This window comes from Thalassotalea mangrovi, assembly GCF_005116735.1.
GTDB classification, from domain to species: domain Bacteria; phylum Pseudomonadota; class Gammaproteobacteria; order Enterobacterales; family Alteromonadaceae; genus Thalassotalea_A; species Thalassotalea_A mangrovi.
Genome location: NZ_SWDB01000007.1, coordinates 1 through 25,008, shown reverse-complemented (window position 1 = coordinate 25,008; position 25,008 = coordinate 1). Strand labels below are relative to the sequence as shown.

Here is a 25,008-nt window from a genome sequence, read left to right as displayed (position 1 = left end):
TCGCGGAGTCTGCTATGTTTGAGAATCGTGAAGGCCAGAAAGTACCCAGTGTTACCTTTCCCATGCGAGTTGATAATGACTGGAAGATGGTTAATAGCGACGAGTTATTTGCCAATAAAACTGTGGTTGTATTTTCCCTGCCTGGTGCATTCACACCAACCTGCTCGTCGACTCACCTGCCGCGCTTCAATGAGCTTGCTCATACTTTTAAAGACAATGGTGTTGATGAAATTGCCTGCGTTTCCGTTAATGATACGTTTGTCATGAACGCCTGGGGGGCCGATCAGGAATGTGACAACATTACCCTAATCCCGGATGGCAACGGCGACTTTACCGAAGGTATGGGCATGCTGGTTGATAAACAGGATCTGGGTTTTGGCAAGCGCAGCTGGCGCTATTCCATGTTGGTTAAAAACGGCGTGATTGAAAAAATGTTCATTGAGCCGAATATTCCTGGTGACCCATTTGAGGTGTCCGATGCCGATACTATGTTGCAATACATTAACCCGGATGCTTCCAAACCGCAGGCGGTCAGCATTTTATCCAAGCCAGGTTGCCCTTTCTGTATTAAAGCCAAAGCCCTGTTGACAGAACATGGATATCGCTATGAAGAAATCCTGTTAGGTAAAGATATTACTATTACCTCATTAAAGGCGCTTACCGGTCTGGAAACGACCCCGCAAATCTATATTGAAGGCAAGCATATTGGCGGTAGCGACGACTTAGTAGAGTTTCTCAAACCCTAGCTTTTGTCGCAGTTTAACTAATACGGCGGGATAACCACAAAATTAAACACTTGCTTTTCCGATTTTGTAATTCGCATAATAGTGTCCAGGTTAACGATGTCGCATGCTGGTGATCTCCAGAATGCAAAAAGGAACGGGTTTTGACGTTTAAAAACACTTTATCGCAATTACATTACTCGCTGGTTATGGCCTGTTTTCTGCTTTGTGGTTGTGCGGGGTTAGGCTTAAAGATGGAAGAGCCCGAAATCGATGTGGTTGCTGTAAAGATGCTACCGGTCAAGGGATTTAGCCCTAAATTCGAAATTACCCTGGAAGTATTTAACCCTAACGATTTTGAGTTAAACTTTTCCAAGGTCAGCTACGAATTTATCATCAACGACTCTTCCCTCTTTACTGGCAACCGTTACCAGGTGCCTCCCTTGCAGCCTTTTTCGCGGCAAACCATCACGTTACAAGGGAAAGCTTCACTTTTAAATGGCTTGAGGGTGATCAAACAAGTCGCCGAGCATCCCCAACAAGCAGTCAACTATGAATTTAACGCCCGGCTTGAGTTTGCCAACCTGTTACCGGACATTCCGATTAACAAAGCAGGAACCTTTGATCCGTCAAACTGGTAGCAAGTGCCTGTATGGACCTCATTCATACAGGCAAAATAACGCCAGTAAAAATACACCTCCCATCTATATCCGACTACGCCATTGCCAGGAAAAACGAGTGGTTAAAAATGCAACTTAGCAATTTCTCTCACAAATAAATTACTGGCGTCTGCTGCTCAAATAAAAAGCAATACAACTATCTGTATCGCTTGGATTTTACCTCTGGGCAAGGGTTGATGATGAATAAATCCTTTTCAGTTTTCGATAAAGATGGTTAAATAACTTAATGGTTTTCAACAGAAAACAATAATAAAGGCCTGTTTATGAGTACTAAGCCAACCCTAAACCAAGAAATCGAAGAACAGTTACAGTTACTCGCCGGTGATATATTTATTCAGCTTGAAGATAAATTTTCCCAGTTAAGAAAAAAGCTCGACGGCGAAGCTCAAGAGCAAAAGAAACAGGCATTAGCGCGACAAAAAAAAGAACTCGAAGAAAAGTTCACTGCCGTCCACGAAAAACTTAGCCGTTCCAAACATGATACGGTAAATCTCAAGTACAGTGAGATCGAGCAACTCAAACACAAAATCGATCAATATGAAGGCAAATACAACTCCCTGAAGGAACGTACCCAAAAAGCAGAGGCACAACTCCAGGAAAAGACCAGTAACGAAGAAAAGCTACAAAAAGAACTACGCCTGGTTCAGGAAAATCGCGAGCTATTGCAAACTCAGATCGATCCCCTCAGTAAAGAAAAAAACACGTTAAGCAAAGAGAATGTCAAACTACAAACTCAGTTAGACAAGACCGCAGCGCAGCTAAAAGAATTAAAATCTGCACATAGCGTTGAATTAAAAAACCTGCAGGCTGAATTAAAGTCGCTTCAGGGTACGGAAAATAAAAACCTGTCGGAACAAAAGGCCCTGAATAAAGAGCTGACCGAATTGAAGACGGCACTGCAGCAAGCCGAGAAACAAACTAAGCAGTATCAGGCAGATCTGAACACGCAAAAAAACAGCTATGAACAACGTCTCGAAGAATTGCTGAGCGAGCACAAGCAACAAATTACAGCACTTGAGAAAAACAATACTGGCAGAGCCAGTGAAGCTAAAGAGTTACACACTCAGCTTCAGGCTTTGCAGACACAAAATTCAGAGTTAAGCGATGAGGTAACATCGCTGACTAAGACTTTAGCGAGTCAAAAGACCCAGTTAAAGCAACAAAAAACATTGATTGAAAATGCCGAAAAAGCCCAGGCGAAAGCGGTTGAGCAGGCCGGCAAAGAGCAACAGTCAGAAATCAACCAGTTGAGTAAAAAACTGAAAGCCAGCGAAACTGAATTGCAAAAAGCGCAATTGGCACAGGAAAAAGAAAGCAATAAATTAGCGCAGCAAAAAAAGCAGCTCGATGTGTTGAACAATGATCTTGCTAACGTGCAAAAAGCTCTGGCAAACACTGAAAAAGAGTTGAAAAAACAGCAGCAGGTTCATGAAATCGCCATCGCTAACCAACAAAAGTCTTTCGATGAGCAAGTTGCTAATGGTAAAGAGGATGGCCAGGCACTGGCGCAACAACTCAAGGAAACCCGTGATCGGGAAACTCAGTTGAAAGCCGAAATAGCAGAGTTGAAGAAACTGTTACGACAACAGGAAAGCGACTTTGCCACTCAGCTCGAACAACGCAGTTCAGAAATTATGGAACTACAGCAAGGCTATGAAAAGAATATCGCTACCCTGCAGTCCCAGGTAAATGGTAACAAGTCAAAACTGGACGAATTGGAGCAACTGGAATTAGCACTGAAGCAAAATGAGCAGGAAAAGAAAAGTCTTTGGGTTCAGGCAAACACGTTAAAAGACAAAGTTAGCCGCAAAGATGAAAAAATTACAGAACTTGAATCTGAGTTTCGAAAAGTAAATGCACAGCTAATGGCTGTGAAGCAAAAGCAGGAAACGCAACTCGAACAAACCAAGTCAGAACAACAAAATACTATCGCTTCGCTTAAGAAAGAAACTGAGGCCTTACTTACGGAAAAAACCGAAGAAATTCGAACCCTTAAAGCAAACCTTAGCAAGCAGCAACAGGACTCAGAAAAACAACGCGTCAATAGTGATGCCATAATCGGCCAGTTAAATCAGGACAAAAATGTTCTCGAAAGTAAGTTGCTTGATGCACGTAATGATAGCTCTACAGAGCGTGAGCAACTGCAAAACCTTAAGCAACTATTGGCCGATGAACGAGAGAAAATCGCTGAGTTGGTGAAGAAAAATGCGGAGTTTAAAAATCGCCAGGAAGACAGTAATGCTCAGATTCGAGAAACGCTTAAACAGTTGCGCGATGAGAACAACGAACTAAAAGCCAGGTTGCACGAAGAAGTGTCCACACTGGAAAATCAGGTTACTGAGTATCGCCTGAAATTCGAATACGCACAAAAACAAATCGCATTGGTAGAGTAAATATCTAGCATAAACCCGGCAGGCTAAATGGCCTGCCGGAGTTTCACTCTACGCCTTTTCAAGCTCGGTCATCTCGATCCCCAGCTTGTCACAGATCACCGGCAGGACCTTTAAAATTGTCCGCTGATTCTGCAAAAGCTCATTCATATAAATGTCAGGGTGCAAACGATAACGATTAGCGCCAGTATGTTCTTCTTTCGCGGCATAACCAATATTTTCGTGATTATCGTAAATCAGATTCAATAACTCTGCCCGCATTGGCACGTTATGTTGGTATGCGGTCTTTTTCACCAGTTCCAGCCACTGCCGATACTCGTTAATGGTTTTATGTTTAAAATCATTAAAGTCAGGAAGCAGAGGTGATTGCCTGCCACTTTTACTGAAGGCGAGTTCAAGCAAACAAGGTTCAATATTACAAGCCTCGGTTTCCAGCAGATTTAACTCCCAACTCTCAATAATCTCGCCAATGTAAGCAGAATAAAACCCGTAAAGATGAATCAGCGTTTTGAAGCTGTCAAAAATTACCTGAACGATTGGATGGGTCGTAAATTCTATTGGTAACTGCACGCCTTTTTGCAGGAATTTTTCATGGTCGATGATTAACTCTGGCGGAAACTCAAGGGGCATTTCAACCCCGGCCTGCAACAAAGCATGAATGACTTTCCAACACAGAAAGTCATCTTCCACCATGGTTAGCGGCTCGATGTAGTAACCAGTGTCATTATATTCCAGCGATAGCGATGCCAGAAAACGAACCAGGGAGTCCCACTGGTCTGCCTGGGCGTTACCACCAGTCCAGGCAACAATATCCGGGTCCCGATCACCGATACCTGACAAAGAGACCAACAGCTTCTCCATTTCTCCTGAAATATACTCCCCGGATTTCCACTTACTGATTTGCGCCCCTGACACACCAAGCTGTTGTGCCAGTGCTTTTTGATTACAGCCCAAATTAGCCGTAACCAACTTAATTAAATTGCCGCCATTCATTTAACTACCCCTAACTTCAATCAACGGATGACATGTAATGTTTGTGCTCAATAAATCACAGCAAAGGGATTAAGTAAATGGCTGATAGATAATACTTAACAACCCACCATGGGTATCCTGTAAAGTTATATTCATTTACCGCCAGCACTGACAAAAACTATTGGCATCGTTAAACTAAGATGTAATAAATTTCGTATTTCCTTTGGCAACTTTCGATAATATCGATACATAAAAAGCGACAGATCCTGGTAGAAGGAATTAAGAAGATTCACCATGAAAATTTTACACTATTCAGAATTGCCTTTAGGCGGCTTTGCCGGACTCAAAGAAAAGCGTATGGTCACGGATGAGCGAATTTTTGGTCTTCACAAGCACCCCAAAGCGTTTAACGGTATTGGAAATTTTGTCTATCTGGCGGATGCCAACTTTTTGCCCCATGGCGAGACTGGTATGCACCCGCATCGGGAGATCGATGTCATTTCGGTGATGGTTGAAGGCCGCATTTCTCATGCAGGATCACTGGAGCACGGGCAGCAATTAGATGCAGGTTTCACGCAAGTGCAACGCGCGGGCGGCAAGGGCTTTTTTCACAATGAGATAAACCCGGATAGCTCAGAGAATCAAATGATTCAGCTTTGGGTATTGCCGGATAATCCGGGCGAACCAGCCGGCTATCAGGTTTTTGAACCAGAAGTCGGAAAACTTCAGCAGGTATATGGAGGCGATAGATCGCAGACAGACCGTTTCCACAGCAAAACCTCGATTGCCGTGGCAAACCTAATAGCGGGCCAGTCAATTCACCACTGGGGGGATGCGATGCTGTATCTAAGCAAAGGGAAAGGCACGCTTAACGGTGACAAAGTTGAGCTTCGCACCCTGTTTCACCTCGAAAGTGGTATCGAATTTACAGCAAGTGAAGACGCACAGCTAATCGTGATCTATCCTAGCTAACGAAAACAAAAATAAAATCACAACATAGATGATCATATCAGCCGATGGCATTAACCAATTAAATCGCTTAAGCTAGGTGCATAAAAATAAAATTACAGGAAGTAATTGATGAGCAACGATATATTGGCACTTAAATGCGAATTATTGTTGATTCGAGAGCAATTGAATCAACAATTAGATGGCATCGAGAAGCGCCTTGATGACTTAACCGAGAAGGGTCATCAGAACGTTGTTACAGAAACCGCAAGCCCTCAACAACTGTCGGTGCAAGCAGACACCAATCCTGTCAACACTGCCCCCGGAAACAACAGTGCCGCAGAACAATCGGGGCAATCGACGATTCAGGAAGCCGATTGTTCACAACCTGCCCCCTGGTCATTTTTGGCCACCATATTACGAAGTTTATTGTCGGTTTTGTTTGACTGGTTTGCACCGGTTCGAAACATATATCGCTCTTATCAACAACGAGGGTTGTTAGGGATATTTATCCTGACCGTGATCGGCATTGGACTGACGCTGTCAGGATTTGGTTACCTGATGCAACTGGTTATCGATCAAATGGGCGCAGGTGCCAAATCATTGCTGATGGCGGGTGCTGCCGCTGGGGTTATAGGTATCGGAATCGGATTAAAGCTGAAAACAATACACCATGAGTTTGCGTCTGCGATCATCGCACTGGGGGTTCTTTTAGGTTACAGCACCGTTTATTTTTCAGGTAGTGTCTATGAATTAATCCCTCAATTGGCAATTTTGATTTTGTATCTCGGGGTTGCCCTGTTGTGTCATTTTCTGGCTTATGTTTTTGATACTAAAATTGTCGCGGCAATGGGGATCATAGGCATCGCGACCATGCCTATCTTATCTGACAGCATCCATATCGATACTGATTATTATCTCGCTTCCCTGATATTTGTAGGCTGCAGCAGTTTGATATTGGCTTATCGAATTGTCGGACAATGGTTAGCTCACCTAACCCTGGCATTTGTCGTAGCTTCCATCGAGTGGTTGATAGGCCCTGAATCCTTATCGATTTCCGGATGGTTTATCAGTGTTTTCTATCTGATGTTCTATGCATATACGTTACTTAGCCTGTTGAAGCAGAAAAGTTCCGTTCAGAAAAACCTGATCTTCCTGGCAGCAGTTTTTGGCTCAACCATACTCCTTTTCCTGCAAACAACCGATATTTCTTCATGGCAGGTTACCACCCTGTTTCTGATCAATACGCTCATCGCGCTTGGCACCAGCGTTTTGCTCCACAAACTGTATCGATCGCTGGCACCATTTTATATTCTTCTCACAGCGGCGTGGGCAGCCTTCTCTATCATCAGTTTATTTAGCCAGGCATATTGGGGAATTGGCTGGGCTGCAGAAGGTCTGTTGTTATTGTATTTAGGGCAACGGTATCAATTATCTGCGACCATAAATCAGGGCCAGGCACTAACCGCTATCGCAATGTTATTTTGTGGCTTTGCCCTGGCGCCTTATTTCCCTCTACCCGCACTACAGACCATCGATGGCTGGAGTATATCCATCGTCATGCTTATAGCACTGAGCGGTTGGCGTTATTTACTTGGTTACAGCGAAAGTTTTGACCCACCAACCAGACAATATGTCAAACCAGCGGTACAGCTGCTTGAAATGGTGTGGTTGTCCATTTTAGTAATTAGCGCGAGTCACTTACTCATTGGCAATTGGACAGGAGTCATTATCCTTTTACTGCAAATCGGGCTCTTATTCCGGGCTAAACGCATCAGTCATAGTGGGATCGAATTATTTGCTGCAGCATTAATTCTTGTTTCTTTAAGCTATGCCTATCAGGGAGCGCTACTCGCCGAAAGTTTTAGGTTTACCCATCTGCCCTGGTTTGCCAAATTCGCGGTGATTTCAGCATTTTTACAATTGTGGCTTTGGTCAGCCTTTTATCGAAAGTTTCAGCCGAACAGTCGTTACAGAGCGTTTTCCGAACATGCCAGAATTCTGTTTTACATGCTGATCCCAGTGTGTTGGTTAGGTACAGCGGTTCGTCGCTTAGAGCTGGATGTTCTTGCAGTAATTTGGCTTTCACCGCTAACCGCATTGTTAATCAGCAAGTACGTTAAGCATGACTTTTTAGTTAAGGAAGTGAAGGTTCTGATTTTCCTTGCAAGCCTGGCAGTAGTTTTAGGGATAGGCATTGTGGATCCGATATTAAGCGTCATCGCACTGACCGGAATTACTGGCGTTTATCTTTTAGCCTGGTATTTCAATAACAGATACCCATCGAATCTGTATCATTTCGTGGTGATAATTGGGATTATCTCCATGGGGTTAGCACTGCCAAATCTAATAGGCTCTGTCGCTGACAGTTTATTGTTTGGCATTATTTCGGCATCCCTATACTGGACCGTTTGCTTAAACCTCAGCCAGGAATCCGGCTATCTTAGAACTATTAAAACATTAACGCAGATAATCAATGTGCTGTTATTAGTTTGTGCCTGGGTGTTAATTGACTCGAACCCTCTATATGCGACAGTACCTTGTCTGCTGGTTGCGGGCATCCTTTACCGACGCGCCGAACGATTTGAAACGTCTGATATCGGAATCCGTTTACATGGTAATTTGACCGTCCCCCTTAACTCGATATTTGCCATCACTTATGTTCTGGTGTTGCTGGCAATATCTGGCTTTCGAGCCGATTTACTCATTGCTCCGGTAATGGCGGTGCACGGCGCTGCAATCTTATTCCTCAAAGCCCGAACCCCACAAACGATAAAGTTTAGCTTTACACTGATATTTTTAGGAATCGCTAAGCTTTCTCTCATCGATGCGGCAAATGCTCTGCTGTGGCAAAAAGTTATTCTGTTTATGGGCATAGGGATATTTATTCTCGTTGCCTCTTTCTGGTATCAAAAGGCAATTAAAACAGTAACGAGAGCGTAAGGTCTGTTGAACTTTACGGGTCTTTCAATGAAAGTTTACCTACACAACCTGCCCGGCGGCCCAGCCGCTCGACCAGGCCCATTGGAAGTTGTAGCCACCTAGCCAACCGGTGACTTCAGTCACTTCACCGATAAAGTAAAGCCCTGGGGCTTTTTTCGCTTCCAGGGTTTTTGACGATAGTTCATCACTATCAACCCCACCTAATGTTACCTCTGCGGTACGATATCCTTCGGTGCCATTGGGTTTGATTTGCCAGTGATGGAAATGATTGTGGATATCCTGATACTCCTGATGATTCAACTGATTCAAATTCTTTTGAGGAATTTCTTCGGCGGCATCCAGTTTTTCGATCAGGCGTTTAGGGAGAAGCTGTGTTAAGGCATTTTTCAGGCTACGTTGCGGGTGTTTCTCTCGGATGGCTTGCAACGTTTCCTGCAATGACATTTCCGGCAGTAAATTAATGCTTACCCATTGCCCTGCCTGCCAGTAAGAAGAGATTTGTAATATCGCCGGGCCCGATAAGCCACGGTGGGTGAACAGAATATTCTCTCGGAACATTTGCCCGGACTCGCTAGTCACTTCACAATCCACGCTAATACCGGATAGCCCATCAAATCGAGCTTTATCCTGATCGTGTAAAGTAAATGGCACCAGTGCTGCGCAGGTTGGCAATACGTTTAGGCCAAATTGCTCGGCAATTTTGTAACCAATCGGACTGGCACCGAGTTTTGGCATGGTTAAGCCGCCGGAGGCAATAACCAGAGATTCACACTGGTAATCATCGCCAGATGTGGTGACCTGATATCCACCACCTTCTTCCAGCGATTCGACCTTGAGCACTTCTGACTGCATTTTGACGGTAACACCTGCCCATTCACACTCTGTGGTAAGCATCTCAACAATATCGTGTGCAGAGTTATCACAAAATAACTGTCCCAGCGTTTTATGATGATAATCAATACCATGGCGCTCAACCATCTCGATAAAATCGTATTGGGTATAACGGCTTAGTGCAGATTTCACAAAATGCGGGTTATGGCACAAAAAGTTTTCAGGGCTCGCATTCTGATTGGTGAAGTTACAACGACCACCGCCGGAAATAATGATTTTACGACCGGGCTTCTTACCCATATCCACGACCGTTACCGTGCGGCCTCTATAGCCGGCATTTAAAGCACACATAAGTCCGGCAGCGCCGGCACCGATTACCAGTACATCAACCTTTTGAATGGTCACAACTACCTCATCAGACAGATAAAAACAAAGCCCTGCATAGCAGGGCTTTATACCAAGCTCAATTAAGCTTAGCCAAAAAACCTGAGGTTACGCGTTTGCAGGAGGCGTCACTGACGTTGGACCTTTCTTGGCAAGTTCAGCCAAATCTTTGTCGACAAAAAATAATGCGTGGCCATCATCACCCACTAATTTAATCTTATCGATAATGGACTTAAACAAGGTCTCTTCTTCATGTTGCTCGGCGACATACCATTGCAGGAAGTTAAAGGTTGAATAGTCCTGATTACTAAAAGCAAAGTGCGCCAATTCGTTAATTTTACGCGTCACCAGGCACTCGTGCTCAAAGGTCGCCTGAAACACTTCGACTAATGATTCAAATTCATGCGGCGGCGCATCAATTGTACCTAAAATCGGTAATGCACCAGTTTCACTGACGTAATTGAATAAACGATTCATATGCTGCATTTCTTCAATGGCATGCTTGCGCATAAATGCAGCAGCGCCTTCAAAGCCTTTATCTTCGCACCAGGCGCTCATTTGCAGGTATAAATTGGATGAATAAAATTCCAGGTTGATTTGTTGGTTTAAGTGCTCAACCATTTGCGCATTTAACATAGCTTTCTCTGCTCTTTATCATGGATGACAACAGGGAAATATTCGATCGCCCCATCTTTGCGGTAGGGCGATCTTAACGCATTGGAATTTAAAACGGAAATCAGGATGCAGGAAGGTCAGGTTTTACAACCTGATGCCTCGAGTAATAGGTATTTAGCTCAGTATCAGAGAACTGCCAGGATTGATTCTGCGTCACTGACTTCAAATTTACCTGGTGCTTCCACGTTCAGGTGGGTTACTACACCATTATCTACCACCATGGCATAACGCTGCGAACGTATACCACCAAAACTTGCAGTATCCATATCAAGCCCCAGGGACTTAGTAAAAGCCGCATCACCGTCACCCAGCATCAGGATATTATCGGCATTCTGGCTTTTCCCCCAGGCACTCATCACAAACGCATCATTAACCGCTACACAAATGATTCTATCAACGCCTTTGGCTTTGAATTTGTCGTAATTAACCACATAACCCGGTAGATGAGCTTCAGAACAGGTTGGTGTGAATGCACCGGGCACGGCAAATAGCACCACTTTTTTATCAGAAAATAAATAGTCAGTGGACAGGTTGTTCATACCATCACTGGTTAGTTGCTGTAATTCACCGGCAGGTATTTTGTCATTTACCTTGATCATAAAAAGTTCCTCTGGCTAAAAATTGTGACGTTCAAAATGTAGGATGAATCATCAATATAGCTGAACCCTTTCAGTTCACCAATATAGATTCATAACAGTGGCTCAATATTCTTCACCTTAGCACCGAGGCAGCGCTAATTTGCCTGGTTGCGTCTGCGAACGATATTTTTAACGATCTTTCCATCTTTGATAATCACTTTAATCGTATCTATCGGCTCTGGTGACTCTTTATTTTTCCAACTTTTTCTGGCTCCTAGCAATGAGATGTCTGCCAATGGATTACCGGCGACAACCAGTAAATCCGCATAGGCACCCTGTTCAATCACCCCCAGCTTTCCCAGCTTGTAAGGGTTTCGATGTTCGCTCAATTGCATCAACTCACCTGCAACCGATGTCGCACTTTTTAAGGTTGCAAAGTTTCCTAACAGACGGGCACGCTCGAACAATTCCTGGCGCCGTTGCCTGGCTTGATTATCGACGCTGCCTTTTGCATCTGTGGCAAATACCATTTTCGGGTTATGTTTTTGCACCAATTGCAGCAGATTTTGCTGGTCACTATTATCGCCATCGCTGTTGTCTTTGCTTAACGCTCGCAACGGCACTGAAACAAACACCCCTTTATTGACGACTTTTTTCATGGTTGGATTATCAATTGCCCTGGCATGCTCAATGCTCATGCCACCTGCCTCGATAAATTGATTGATTTGCACAGGGTAATACACATGCGCTGAAGCATATGTACCCGAGTCTGTCGCTACGTTAACCGCGGCTTTGATTTCTTCTGGTCGAAATGGCAATCGGGCAGCTGGTGCTTTGCCATCATTCGCTGAAGCGCCTGCCATGATTTTGATTTGCGATACTCCACTTCCCAAATTATTACGGGTTGCCGTTAGTATCTGGGCTACGCCATCAACACGAGAGTAGTAGCCTAGAGACTCAAGATGCTCTCGATCATTTGCAAAAGTCATATTTCGTGTTCGTGCATTTACAGATTGATAATCCTCGATACCTGCGGTCGGAGTGATTATCGCCCCAGAGGAATAAATTCTTGGCCCTGGTACTATCCCTGCGTCAATTGTCCGCTTTAATCCCAGAGTAGGGCCACCAACATCCCGGATAGTTGTAAACCCATCAAGTAGCCAGGATTTAGCAATTGCGGCCTGGCGCACGCCAATATCACTCCAATCCAGTTGGTATTTTAATTGCTCCAGGCTAGCCACATGCGCAAGGTGACCATGACTTTCGATAAGCCCCGGCATCAGGGTAAAGCCTGTGGCATCTATACGTACGGCATTCCCCTGAAACGGTATTTTTGTATCTGATATTGTTTGGATTTGCTGACCCACAATCAAAACAAATTGATTCGCTTTTATTGCGTCCCTTTTACCATCGAATATATTAACGTTTTCAATGAGAATCGCCGCAGGCTCACGGCCCTGCTCCGCAGCCAGACTTGCGTTCGAGCTAGCTATAAGGAAAAAACACAAAATTGTGCATGTCCATGCCGACGAGAGTACGGGTAGATACTGGCCCAATCGACACAAAAGCGCATTCACCATGAGTTATGACACCCAAAAATCTAAAGAATGGATAATGTCTGTTAACTCATTAAGACTAGGTTCGGTTGTCCTTTTCTGCCCGGATTTTGTGTAAAAATTTGAGCGACCAATATATGTGACGTTAAAGCCTTAAACTATCAGGGCCTTAGTGTTAAGTTGTGCCAACAAGCTGCCAATGGTAAAGATAAGCCATCGGTGGGTGCTGACGAAGAGAAAGGTGCTAACAGTCCTAGCCTTTCGGAATGCCTTTATTCACATAAACATCAAAGCGATTTTTCTTCATTTTTATGCTGGTCGATGGCGTTTTTCCGGCAAGAGGCTCCGCATAATTAGGACGTTTGACTACGACTCGATATTGAGCAATTTTCAGAGCGTTATCGAGTAGTCCATCAGCATCAGGGTCGTCGCCCACAAGCGATTGGAACACACGCATTTCCTTTTTCACCTGAGCAGACTTTTCCCGGTGTGGGTACATAGGATCCAGGTACACAACGTCTATATCCTGGAGTGCTTCAGGTAAGTTTTCTGAGGTCATCGCATCCAGCGATGATGCATGCATCATTTGCATCCGCTCACCTACCCAATTACCAATTTCAGCATCCTGTTTTGCTCGCTGTAAGCCATCATCAAGCAATGCGGCAACCGGTGTCTGTCGTTCAATCATGACCAGCTGGCATCCTAAACTCGCCAATAAAAACGCATCTCTTCCCAGGCCAGCTGTTGCGTCCAGAACTTTGGGAGAGAACCCATGCTTGAGACCAACCGCCTTAGCAATATCCTGACCTCGCCCACCACCAAATTTACGACGGTGCCCTACTGCGCCGCTGACGAAATCTACCACGATCCCACCAAGCTTTGGCTCATCCGTTTTGTGAAGTTCCAACTGTGTATCTGTCGCCAGCAGGTAAAAGGGAGATTTCACTTTGCTGATGTCTTTAAGCTCTCCGCCATAGGCAATTCCCCAGGTTTCACTCACCTGCTCCGCCTGCAAAATATTGTTAAAGCTTTCAGCGAATACTAAACAATGAGGAGATGACTCCACGCTCACGAACTACATCCTAAAAAGTTAAACTGTGAGCATTATAAAGTAAGTTTACGGTGAGTATTAAATTCTTTATCAAGCAGTTTCCCTAATTTTCAGAGTTTTTTGAATTTCTCAGCCATCCAAGTTTTTCAAAGCTCAAAACAATGCAAAAGGAAACAATCAAACCCAAACAGGAAAACAATATATCTAGCCAATCAAAGACTCTACCGGGGAGAAAAACATGCATAAATTCATAAATTACCACTCCAATGGAATAAGCAACTATCAGTTGCTTCGTCATTCTCAATTCACGACAAAAGAAAAATACAAAAGAGCAGAAAAACAATGGCGAAACAAAGTTTGGTCCACTTAATATGAACAATTTTAAAAATAAATCGGTCGTATCTCCGGATTCCCTCAGGGATTGAATGACTTCGCTTAACCAATAACAAGAGAGTCCCAAAAAAATCGCAATGATTTTCATATTAAAAAAGGGAAGCACAAGCTTCCCTCTCCATAATTAAAACATTGAAACAACAGGATCGTTTTCCCAGGCCTCAACAAAGAAATCGCCTACAGCAGAAAAGCCTGCATTAATACCGTCCATGCCCCCTACTGAGTCATAAACATAATTTGCACCAACTCCTATTCCAATGCCAATCAATACCGGGTTACCACCACTAACTTGCTCTAATTCCGTTAACGTTAGTTCGTTCATGTCCGTTCCTTTTGAATTTATCCATTAAATTTGACCTTCATAAGATCACGTATATCGACACTTATTAAAATCATGCGCCGATAATTAATCTTATGATGGAGAAAATAAGAAATACGAGAACTGAACCAAATAAATACCAAAAGCTTATCAAATACAACAAGTTAAGAAGAAACTATAGATGAAATATTTTTGCTTCGGAGTTAAACCTGAAGGGAATTATCGCCACAACTGTAAGAAATGAGTCGGCTCAACGTCTGCAAACTGTACCCAGATTGCTGCTGCCATTCATTAAAGCATCGCTGGATCGTATTAAGGCTTGATTTGGTCATCAGGCCACCATCTATCAATTTGTGCTCACGAAAATAACTTTCCACATCCCTGCTAAGCAGGAAGGTATCCTTACCTAAAGCGCGCAAGGCATAAGGGCCGGTATTACCACCCAGACGTTGACCGTGTTTTTTCAGATACGCCCAGAGACCAATAATATCTTCCTCTGGCCAGGCAGCAACAAACTCGGCAAAGCTGGCGTACCCATTACTCTCAACCTGAACATCGTAGATCATCTGGGCATTCGCTCTGATGGTCTGGACTTTTTTGAAATTGCGGATAATTTTTGGGTCCTGAGCCTTTTTCTCAAGCATTTCTTCACTCATCATCATGATTTTGAAGATATCAAATTCAAAAAAATGGGCTTCGAAATCTGGCCATTTTTGTTCCACAACTCGCCAGACAAAGCCCGACTGGAAGACTTTTTTGGTGAAGTGCGCTAAAAACCGGTCATCGCCCAACCGGGTAAGCTCGTCATTACCTGAGGCTTCAGTGTGATAAGGAGTCAGGAGGAGTTGTAAATTACCCTCTCCTCCTTTTCGATCAGTGGCTCGCTGATAAATGGAGCTTACTTTTTCCATGGATTTTCCTGAAAGGCAGGTTAAACCTGCCTCTTATACTGTCTTAAGTTAGGCCCCAATTCCTGAATGACGCAATAACGCATCGACCTGCGGCTCACGACCACGGAACGCTTTGAAAAGCTCCATCGGCTCGGCACTGCCACCTTTTTCGAGAATACAGGTCAAAAATTCCAGCCCGGTTTCACGATTGAATACGCCATCTTCTTCAAACCGGGAATAAGCATCGCTGGATAACACTTCAGCCCACTTGTAGGAGTAATATCCTGCGGCATAACCGCCAGCGAATATATGACCAAAGCTGTGTTGAAAGCGATTAAATTCCGGAGCCTTAACCACCGCATATTGCTCGCGAACCTGATTCAAAATCGACTGAATCTCATCCCCTTTCGATGCATCATATTCGGCGTGAATCTTGAAATCAAAAAGGCTGAATTCCAATTGTCGTAGCATTTGCATAGCCGACTGAAAATTTCTGGCCGCCAGCATTTTGTCTAACATTTCCTGAGGTAAAGGATCACCAGTTAGATGATGGGAAGATAAGAATGCCAGTGCTTCAGGTTCCCAGCACCAGTTTTCCAGAAACTGGCTCGGTAACTCTACCGCATCCCAAGGCACACCGTTGATACCAGCGACACCGGCGGCGTTGATTTGAGTCAGCATATGGTGCAAACCATGACCAAATTCATGGAACAAGGTTACGACTTCATCATGAGAGAATAGCGCAGGTTTACCACCTACGGGTTTGGTGAAATTACAGGTTAGAAATGCCACCGGGAGCTGCACCTGACCATCGCCTAATTCACGACGGCCGACACAATCGGCCATCCAGGCACCGCCACGTTTCTTATCTCGGGCGTATAAGTCGAGGTAGAAACCTCCGCGAAGATCGCCGTCTTTATCAAAGACATCGTAAAAACTGACGTCTTTGTGCCATACATCCACATCTGTTCGCTCAGAAATGGTTAACCCATACAGGCGATGAACGACCTCAAACAAACCGCTTACTACTTTATCTTCCGGGAAGTAAGGGCGCAAATCTTCGTCGGAGATTGCATATTTCTTTTGTTTAAGTTTTTCAGAATAGTATGCCAGATCCCAGGGTTTTAATTGTTCTTTACCGTGTTCTTGCTTGGCAAAATCCTGCAACTGCTTTAAATCGTACTGTCCCTGCAACTTTGAACGGGTCGCAAGATCTTCCAGGAACTGAATGACCTGATCGTTAGATTGTGCCATTTTCGTCGCCAGGGATTTCTGCGCATAGTTATCAAAACCTAATAACTGTGCCACTTCATGACGAAGCTTTAAGGTTTCTGCCATGATGGCAGAATTATCAAATTCGCCGGCATTAGGACCTAAATCGGAAGCTCGGGTGACGTATGCACGATATAAGGTTTCCCGCAGGGCTTCGTTATCTGCGTACATCATTACCGGCAGGTAACTGGGAATATCCAGGGTAAATATCCAGCCGCTTTTGTCCTGCGCCTGTGCCAGTTCCGCAGCACCGGCTTTGGCATTTTCAGGCAAACCGGTAAGCTCGCTTTCATCCGTAACATGAACCGTGAATGCCTGGGTAGCATCAAGCAGATGATTACTGAATTGTGAAGATAACTCTGATAATCGGGTCTGAATTTCACCGTAACGCTTTTGTTGTTCTTCAGGTAAGGCGATGCCCGATAATTTGAAATCCCGAAGGGCGTTATCCACTACTTTTTTCTGAGCGTCATTCAAACCATTGAATTCAGTACTTTTCGAAAAGGCATCATATGCCTGATAAAGCCCCTGATGCTGCCCTACCCAGGTTCCGTATTCAGAGAGCATAGGTAAACAGGCATCATGGGCCTCGCGAATGGCATCAGTACTGGCAACGGAATTTAAGTGCGATACCGCCGACCAGATTTTTTCCAGAACATCGTCAACGGCTTCAATATCGGCAATTAATGATTGCCAGGTATAGGGGCCACCGGTGGCTACCACAGCTTCAATAGCGTGTTTCGAATCGCTAATAGCCTTTTCTACGGCGGGCTGAATATGTTCAGGTTTAATTTCAGAGAATGCGGGCAAAAGGTGATTTGCCAATAATGGATTTGCGGAAGAAGATAATGAATTTGCCGTAGTCATAGATGCTCTTGTTGATTCGATGTATTAATAGCTAAGTAATATGTGCTCAGGCGTCGATATTCAAGACCATATTCAGGATAATTTGCTGGATCTCGTCAACCTGTTCCAGTGCACCTCTTGTACTCTTAGTTTGTATATACCAATTCCACTAAGTGTTTCCCCACTCAGTGAGAGTTTAAAGGCTTTTAGGCAAGGCATTGATTGCAGAGAATGGTCGCTCCATTGTCAAAATCAGTAACGCAGGATATACGCCTTTAAAACTCACCCATAGGGAGTTCATCAGAGGCCCATTTACGACCCTATATTTCATTAATATAGAATGGCTATATCAATGAAATCTATGTTGTAACTGAACCTCTGCCCTAACTCTGAGTTGTGCACAAACTTAATGGAATTGGTATGGGCTTCATTGGCCCAGGTCAATAATCAACATAATTAAGTTGAAAACCAACCTGATAGACACAATGATTAATACCAACAAAGAATATACCTTACCCTTTCAACGACCATTTTTGAGAATTCAGATTCGGCTTTCGATGACAGGAAAAGCATCTAAGAATCAGGAGTATCCCCATGACTAAACACTTTGACTATATAGCCATAGGCGCCGGCAGTGGTGGCATTGCTTCCATTAACCGCGCCGCCATGTACGGTAAAAAATGTGCCCTGATCGAAGCTAAAGCACTTGGTGGGACCTGTGTAAACGTTGGCTGTGTTCCGAAAAAAGTCATGTGGTATGCGGGACAAATTGCCGATGCAGTACATTTAAGCGAAGACTATGGCTTTGATTTACAGTCAGGACCTCTGGACTGGGGTAAGCTGGTAGAAAGTCGTGAAGCCTACATTTCTCGTATTCATCACTCTTATGACACGGTGCTTGGCAGAAATAAGGTGGAAGTCATCGAAGGTTTTGGCCGGTTAATTAACAAAAACACCGTCGAAGTTAATGGTGAACATTACACCGCCGACCATATCCTAATTGCTACCGGCGGCCGTCCGTCTATTCCAGATATTCCGGGAGCAGAATACGGAATCACCTCCGATGGATTTTTTGCTCTATCCGAACAGCCAGGGCGAGTCGCCGTGGTCGGAGCCGGCTATATCGCTGTTGAAATTGCCGGTGTTCTTAATGCATTGGGCAGTGACACGCATTTATTCGTGCGCAAACACAAACCACTTCGTGATTTTGACGATTTGCTTAGCGACACGTTAGTAGAAATCATGGAGCAGCAAGGCCCACGTTTAGAAACCAATGCTGTCCCCAAGGCCGTGATTAAAAACGATGACAACTCACTGACGTTACAGCTAGAAAACGGCAAAGAGTTTACTGTTGATACTGTGATTTGGGCGATTGGTCGCGAGCCAGCTACTGACGAAATCGGACTGGAAAATGCAGGCATTGCTGTCGACGCGCAAGGCTTTATCCCTACCGATAAGTATCAGAATACCGAAGTCCACAATATTTATGCGGTGGGCGATAACACCGGACGGGCGCAGCTAACACCAGTAGCAGTCGCCGCGGGTCGTCGCCTTTCAGAACGATTATTCAATCACAAACCGGATGAACACCTGGATTATAACCTGATACCAACCGTGGTATTTAGTCACCCGACCATTGGCACCATTGGTGTTACCGAGCAACAAGCTATCAAGCAATTTGGCAAAGACGATATAAAAATTTATACCTCTCAGTTCACCTCCATGTATACGGCGGTAACGAGGCACAGACAGCCTTGCCGGATGAAACTGGTATGCCAGGGTGATAATGAAAAAATCATCGGCATGCACTGCATTGGTCTTGGTAGTGACGAAATGCTGCAAGGATTTGCCGTTGCGGTAAAAATGGGTGCCACCAAAGCCGACTTTGATAACACTGTCGCGATCCACCCCACTGCGGCTGAAGAGTTTGTTACCATGCGATAGACAGTTCGGTCATTGCCAATAACATTGATATTGACTGAAGCTATCAATGGCGAGAAATCGATTGACGGCGCTTAGCAAAAAATCTTTCGGTTTCTCTGTCAGTTACCAAAATTCAGGCTTAATAGGGGCTGCAAATCAATCGCGATAGCGTCTTCACAAAATCTTTAAAAAAATGTAAAAAAGGCGTTTTTTTTTGAAATTCTTTCTGCTAGTATCTTTCACTGTTGTACAAAAAGTCAGCATCCAGACATATCTAACGATGCCGAAAAAGCGAGCGAATCAGATTTTTTATCCACATCTATTTGACCAATAATAATAAATAGAAACGGTTCTACACTTCTTCCCTCGCCCAATAAATTCAAGCCCTGTTAACATAGCACACTAATTCATTAACAATATGAACTGGTGATGGCACTATTTGTTCAACAGACTTATCCACAAGAAGTGATGTGCAAAATTGGTGCAGTTCGCATTGATATAAAGCAAATTTCTTCAACACAATGTGAAATTCTGCAGTGACAAACTGGCTCGGATATCGTTGATGGTTTGTTAATGACATTCTCTAACCTGCAATTATGCGATTCGGGTGTTGCGAACAACCCCTTCGTTCACAAGTTTTCAATATGGATAGTCGTCACGGATATTGTTGATTACTGCCGGTAACTTTTGTTATCCCTACTTCCTGGTCGACCGACTGCGGATAAGGTTTGGTATAACCTTTCTGGTTGTGGCATTCTTATAACCACTATTTCTGTACTGCAAAAAATATCCATGACCCAATCATCACCTTACATTCTGGTGGACGGATCTTCTTATCTGTTCCGTGCTTATCATGTTCCTTACTTACAGGCTTTATCAAACGCCGATGGCCACCCAACCGGCGCCATTACCGGCGTTCTTAATATGTTGAAAAGTTTGAAAAAGGACTACCCTGATGGCAAGGTCATCGTGGTTTTTGATGCAAAAGGTAAAACGTTCAGAAACGACTTATACCCCGAATACAAAGCCAATCGCCCCCCTATGCCTGACGACCTTCGATGTCAGATAGCTCCATTGCACAACATCATCAAAGCAATGGGCTATCCACTATTGGTCATAGAGGGCGTTGAAGCTGACGATGTAATCGGCACACTCGCCCAGCAAGCCAGCGAAAAAGGCTTAGAGACGGTTATTTCCACCGGTGATAAAGACATGGCCCAGTTGGTAACGGAGCATGTAACCCTGATTAACACCATGACCAGCACCACCACGGATGTCGATGGCGTAATTGAAAAGTTTGGCGTTCGCCCGGATCAGATTATCGACTTTCTGGCCCTGGTTGGTGACAAAGTGGATAACATTCCCGGGGTACACAAATGTGGACCGAAGACCGCAGTGAAATGGCTTAGCGAATATGAAAACCTCGAAGGCGTTATCGCTAATGCCGAAAAGGTTAAAGGTAAAATTGGTGAAAACCTTCGGGCTGCCGTCGACCAATTACCACTTTCCTATGAGCTGGCAACAATAAAAACCGATGTGGAATTAGAGCAGGATCTTTGTGAAATTAAAGCCAGTGAACCAGAAGTCGATACCCTGCGCTCTCTTTTGGAAGAGTTTGAATTAAAGCGCTTACTGGCAGAATTGAATGCTGGTTCAGCACCCGATGACAGCGAAGCACAGGCCAGCGACGATGCAGAGGAAGAATTAACCGTACTGAACCAGGATATTCCCAGTAATTATCAAATTATTTTTGACGAAGACGAGCTGGACAAATGGATTGAAAAGCTGACCGAAAGCGGTATTTTTGCCTTTGATACTGAAACAACATCGTTAAATTATATGCAGGCAAAGCTGGTTGGCTTGTCCTTTGCAACCGAGGTTGGTGAAGCAGCTTACCTACCCCTCACCCATGATTATGAGGGAGCGCCGCAGCAACTAAATCTCGAACTTGTCCTGGAAAAATTCAAGCCTCTGCTCGAGGATGTGAACCTGATTAAGATTGGCCAAAACCTTAAATATGATGCGAATGTGTTAAACAATTACGGGATTACACTGGCAGGCATCGGCTTTGATACGATGCTTGAATCTTACTGTTTTAACAGTGTTGCCACGCGTCACAATATGGACGCTCTGGCGGAAAAATATCTTGATTATAAAACCGTGCATTTTGAGGATATCGCCGGAAAAGGAGCGAAACAGCTCACCTTTAACCAAATCGATATTGATAAGGCCGGTCATTATGCCGCAGAAGATGCTGATATTACCCTGAGATTGCATCAGGTATTGTGGCCTAAATTGCAAAAAAGCGAAAAGCAATGTTCGGTATTTACGGATATTGAGCTTCCTCTTTTGCCGGTATTAGCCCGAATGGAACAGCATGGAGTGCTTATCGATGCGGACCTTCTTAATGAGCAGAGTCAGTATATTGCTAACCGCCTTGATGAAATCGAAGTTGCCGCGCATAACATCGCCGGCAAAAGCTTCAATCTCAGCTCGCCAAAACAGTTGCAGACGATTCTTTTTGAAGAACTAGAAATTCCGGTCATCAAAAAAACGCCAAAGGGTGCACCTTCCACAGCCGAAGAAGTATTACAGGAACTGGCCTTGGATTATCCATTGCCTAAATTGATTCTTGAGCATAGAGGGCTGGCAAAACTCAAATCAACGTATACTGATAAGCTGCCATTGATGATCGACTCTAACACTGGTCGTGTTCATACCTCTTATCATCAGGCGGTAACTGCAACTGGCCGGCTATCATCGACCGATCCGAATTTACAGAATATTCCGATTCGTTCCGATGAGGGAAAAAAGATACGCCAGGCGTTTATTGCTCCTGATAACCATAAGATTGTTGCTATCGATTATTCGCAAATCGAGCTACGCATCATGGCGCACTTATCCAATGACCCGGGTTTACTCAAAGCGTTTGCTCAGGGGCGTGATATTCACCAGGCAACAGCTGCTGAAATATTTGGCATCGAGTTAGATGAGGTTACAAGTGATCATCGTCGCAGTGCCAAAGCCATTAATTTTGGTCTAATTTATGGTATGTCTGCTTTCGGCCTGGCTAAACAACTAGGAATTGCCCGAGGCAAGGCCCAGGACTACATGGATAAATACTTTGAACGTTATCCGGGCGTACTAACGTATATGGAAGACACCCGCCATTTGGCTAATGAACAGGGCTATGTGGAAACCTTGTATGGTCGACGCCTGTTTCTGCCGGAAATAAAATCTCGTAACCAGGCACGTAAGAAAGCGGCTGAACGTGCTGCCATTAACGCTCCGATGCAAGGTACAGCCGCCGATATCATTAAGTTGGCCATGTTAGCGGTTGATCAATGGATAGTTGCTCAGAATGATCCAAGAATAAAAATGACAATGCAGGTTCACGATGAATTAATCTTTGAAATTCATGAAGATATTGTCGAGGATGCAACCCAAAAACTGGTGCAAATCATGAATGATGCCGTTCAATTGAATGTGCCATTAATTGCCGAATCTGGTATCGGCGATAATTGGCAACAAGCACATTAAAAACTTGTTATTTTGGAGCTAGAGATCAAAATTGAAATTAAATTACATATAAAGTGCGATTATTTAGGTAGATAGTATAAATGCTGTCACTTTATGACGTTTAATTACAAAAAATTACTAAAAAATGTAATTTTTTTAGAGTAAAGACTTTACAAGCTAGAGTGAGTACTCTAAAATACACTCATTCCTAACGGAATTCTTGTTGTAATAACTTTTGTTTTCTAGCTTCCCCATAAGCTTATAACCGATGCCCTTGGCATCGGTTTTTTTTGTGCATGGAAAGCACTTATCCTGACGAGCCATGGATGGTGCTAGTCAGGGTTTGCCTACACGGAAGTAGGTAGATCGAATTTGTCGGGAACTGACAATCGATTCAATTGCTGAGAACTGAAATGCGAGTGTGCATGGATAACACTTAACTCTTTGAAGACTTGGCTCAAACCAAAACTGCTTTTTCAAAACTAAATTCTTTAGGGAATTTCAACTCCCGTAGTCAATCTCATATTTGAGCTGCACAAATCCAAAGTCATAAACGTTTTTATCGACAAGTTTGAGCTCTTGTCGTTGATGCAATCCATTGCATAAAGGAATACCCTTTCCCAACACAATTGGGATCAGGGTTAGTTCGATATCCGTAAGTAGTCGGGCATCGATGAATTGGGAAATGGTATAGCCGCCATCAACATAGATACGCCGGGCGCCTTGGTTGGCGAGCTTGAGGCAAAGCTCTTCGATGGATTGAGAACAAGCGGATACCCTATCCTTCAGGTGATCGGGAATCGATACGAATTTTGAGCTCAATACAATAACGGGTTTAGTATATACCCACTCGCCGCCAAAAGAGAGTACCTTTTCATAGGTATTGCGGCCCATAACCAGATAATCGATGCTATCCATAAAGGCCGAAAAACCACAATCCTCGCCTTCGGGCACTAGCCTATTAGCTTCATCGAGCCAGGATAAATCACCACCCTCGCCGGCAATAAAGCCATCAACGGAAGTGGCGATATAAGCAGAACATTGCAAATTCATGATTAACCCATTGAAAGCACAGACATGGTTAACCTCGGTTTAGAGAATGTTAGAGAGCTACTCTTCTTCAGGTTGCGATTCTTCGGTTTGCTGCTCTTCAAGGTACACAAACCAATCACAAATGATTTGATTAGCGGAATCTAGTCCTATGCGGTTAAGTGATGAAAACGCCTGAACTTTAATGTTTTCATGAAGCTTCTGGCACTCCTTACGCACTTTTAACACTTCTGCGCTTCGCTTACCGGATTTTAATTTATCCGCCTTGGTAAGAAGAGCCAGCACTGGTAACCCACAGTCATTAGCCCACTCAATCAGATCAGAGTCTAAATCTTTTAGCGGATGGCGTATATCCATCAGTACCACCAAGCCTTTCAGGCTCAGGCGTTTTTCCAGGTACTCTGCCAGTGATTTTTGCCACTTTTTCTTCATTTCCAGAGGAACCTTGGCAAACCCATAACCGGGTAAATCGATCAAGCGGCGATTATCACCGATATCAAAGACATTAATTAACTGCGTGCGCCCGGGAGTTTTACTGGTTCTGGCCAGGCTTTTCTGGTTAGTCAGAGTGTTAAGGGCACTGGACTTGCCGGCGTTTGACCGCCCCGCAAACGCCACTTCAATGCCTGAGTCTTCTGGCAGGCGGCGGATATCCGGAGCGCTCAGGGTGAATGTCGCTTTGTGAAGATTTATAACCGGTGCAGTCAAAATTATGTCCAATGATGAAATTTACTTGCGCTAAATTATATCCTTTTTTAGACGAGAAGATTAGTAAATAAGGTCAAGATTTGCCGGATAATTTTATCCAAAGCCATTACAGATCCAGAGAATTTCGTGTAAAATATCGAAAATTTTTTATAAACGCATTATAAACTGTATTGCTAGAGTGTATTACAGTTTAAAAAACAGGCAGAAACTCTATGAAAAAAATCATTCTCTCAGCGATCCTGGGTTGCGGTTTGATGGGTAATGTATTGGCTCAAGGTGATGCAGAAGCAGGTAAAACAAAAGCTGCTGTTTGTGCCGCTTGTCACGGTGCTAACGGTATTGGTACCACCGATCAGTA

The 25,008-nt window shown here is 44.0% G+C and carries 18 protein-coding genes; 7 read left to right on the top strand and 11 right to left on the bottom strand.

What is annotated here, in order from left to right; genetic code table 11:
• Window positions 1-14: 14 nt before the first annotated feature.
• From E8M12_RS03295 to E8M12_RS03285, 3 genes are all read left to right on the top strand, one after another.
• Complete coding sequence (locus E8M12_RS03295) at window positions 15-746, top strand: glutathione peroxidase (RefSeq protein WP_136734660.1); 732 nt, start codon at window positions 15-17, stop codon at window positions 744-746.
• A gap of 140 nt (window positions 747-886) precedes the next feature.
• Window positions 887-1,363, top strand: coding sequence for an LEA/WHy family protein (locus tag E8M12_RS03290; protein WP_136734659.1), 477 nt, complete (start codon window positions 887-889; stop codon window positions 1,361-1,363).
• A gap of 302 nt (window positions 1,364-1,665) precedes the next feature.
• The gene (locus E8M12_RS03285; RefSeq protein WP_136734658.1) at window positions 1,666-3,795 is read left to right on the top strand and encodes a coiled-coil domain-containing protein; all 2,130 of its coding nucleotides are present in this window, start codon (window positions 1,666-1,668) and stop codon (window positions 3,793-3,795) included.
• Window positions 3,796-3,843: 48 nt separating this feature from the next.
• Here the strand turns inward: E8M12_RS03285 and E8M12_RS03280 are convergent, their stop codons facing one another.
• A complete protein-coding gene (locus E8M12_RS03280) occupies window positions 3,844-4,785 on the bottom strand; it encodes a helix-turn-helix domain-containing protein (protein WP_136734657.1) in 942 nt (313 codons plus the stop codon).
• Between the two features lie 273 nt (window positions 4,786-5,058).
• On the opposite strand from E8M12_RS03280, the gene E8M12_RS03275 reads away from it, so the two are divergent.
• Window positions 5,059-5,736 carry a pirin family protein gene (locus E8M12_RS03275; RefSeq protein WP_136734656.1) on the top strand — a complete coding sequence of 226 codons (678 nt, stop codon included), beginning with the start codon at window positions 5,059-5,061 and terminating at the stop codon, window positions 5,734-5,736.
• A 108-nt stretch (window positions 5,737-5,844) separates the two neighbouring features.
• Window positions 5,845-8,655, top strand: coding sequence for a DUF2339 domain-containing protein (locus tag E8M12_RS03270; protein WP_136734655.1), 2,811 nt, complete (start codon window positions 5,845-5,847; stop codon window positions 8,653-8,655).
• 39 nt (window positions 8,656-8,694) lie between these two features.
• Here the strand turns inward: E8M12_RS03270 and E8M12_RS03265 are convergent, their stop codons facing one another.
• The 8 genes from E8M12_RS03265 to prlC all read right to left on the bottom strand — a co-directional run bounded on the left by E8M12_RS03265 (window position 8,695) and on the right by prlC (window position 17,471).
• Window positions 8,695-9,885: a BaiN/RdsA family NAD(P)/FAD-dependent oxidoreductase gene (locus tag E8M12_RS03265; protein ID WP_136734830.1), complete on the bottom strand. Its 1,191-nt coding sequence runs from the start codon at window positions 9,883-9,885 to the stop codon at window positions 8,695-8,697.
• A 93-nt stretch (window positions 9,886-9,978) separates the two neighbouring features.
• Entirely contained in the window at window positions 9,979-10,506 is a 528-nt protein-coding gene (ftnA, locus tag E8M12_RS03260; RefSeq protein ID WP_136734654.1) for a non-heme ferritin, read from the bottom strand.
• Window positions 10,507-10,670: 164 nt separating this feature from the next.
• A complete protein-coding gene (locus E8M12_RS03255) occupies window positions 10,671-11,144 on the bottom strand; it encodes a peroxiredoxin (RefSeq protein WP_136734653.1) in 474 nt (157 codons plus the stop codon).
• Between the two features lie 134 nt (window positions 11,145-11,278).
• Complete coding sequence (locus E8M12_RS03250) at window positions 11,279-12,490, bottom strand: amidohydrolase family protein (RefSeq protein WP_169303023.1); 1,212 nt, start codon at window positions 12,488-12,490, stop codon at window positions 11,279-11,281.
• Window positions 12,491-12,932: 442 nt separating this feature from the next.
• Window positions 12,933-13,679, bottom strand: coding sequence for a class I SAM-dependent methyltransferase (locus E8M12_RS03245; RefSeq protein ID WP_438363451.1), 747 nt, complete (start codon window positions 13,677-13,679; stop codon window positions 12,933-12,935).
• Between the two features lie 568 nt (window positions 13,680-14,247).
• Window positions 14,248-14,445, bottom strand: a complete 198-nt coding sequence (locus tag E8M12_RS03240; RefSeq protein WP_136734651.1) for a hypothetical protein — start codon at window positions 14,443-14,445, stop codon at window positions 14,248-14,250.
• 200 nt (window positions 14,446-14,645) lie between these two features.
• The gene (locus tag E8M12_RS03235) at window positions 14,646-15,353 is read right to left on the bottom strand and encodes a DNA-3-methyladenine glycosylase I (RefSeq protein ID WP_136734650.1); all 708 of its coding nucleotides are present in this window, start codon (window positions 15,351-15,353) and stop codon (window positions 14,646-14,648) included.
• A 48-nt stretch (window positions 15,354-15,401) separates the two neighbouring features.
• Window positions 15,402-17,471 carry an oligopeptidase A gene (gene prlC / locus E8M12_RS03230; RefSeq protein WP_136734649.1) on the bottom strand — a complete coding sequence of 690 codons (2,070 nt, stop codon included), beginning with the start codon at window positions 17,469-17,471 and terminating at the stop codon, window positions 15,402-15,404.
• A gap of 573 nt (window positions 17,472-18,044) precedes the next feature.
• Here prlC and gorA point away from each other — a divergent pair.
• Both gorA and polA read left to right on the top strand, forming a co-directional pair.
• Complete coding sequence (gene gorA, locus E8M12_RS03225; RefSeq protein WP_136734648.1) at window positions 18,045-19,394, top strand: glutathione-disulfide reductase; 1,350 nt, start codon at window positions 18,045-18,047, stop codon at window positions 19,392-19,394.
• Window positions 19,395-20,159: 765 nt separating this feature from the next.
• On the top strand, window positions 20,160-22,913 hold the full coding sequence (polA, locus tag E8M12_RS03220) for a DNA polymerase I (RefSeq protein ID WP_438363450.1): 2,754 nt from the start codon (window positions 20,160-20,162) through the stop codon (window positions 22,911-22,913).
• Window positions 22,914-23,393: 480 nt separating this feature from the next.
• Here polA and E8M12_RS03215 read toward each other — a convergent pair whose 3' ends face one another.
• Together E8M12_RS03215 and yihA are read right to left on the bottom strand one after the other, a co-directional pair.
• Window positions 23,394-23,945, bottom strand: a complete 552-nt coding sequence (locus E8M12_RS03215; RefSeq protein WP_136734646.1) for a dihydrofolate reductase family protein — start codon at window positions 23,943-23,945, stop codon at window positions 23,394-23,396.
• Between the two features lie 57 nt (window positions 23,946-24,002).
• Complete coding sequence (gene yihA, locus E8M12_RS03210; RefSeq protein ID WP_136734645.1) at window positions 24,003-24,650, bottom strand: ribosome biogenesis GTP-binding protein YihA/YsxC; 648 nt, start codon at window positions 24,648-24,650, stop codon at window positions 24,003-24,005.
• Between the last annotated feature and the right edge of the window lie 358 nt (window positions 24,651-25,008).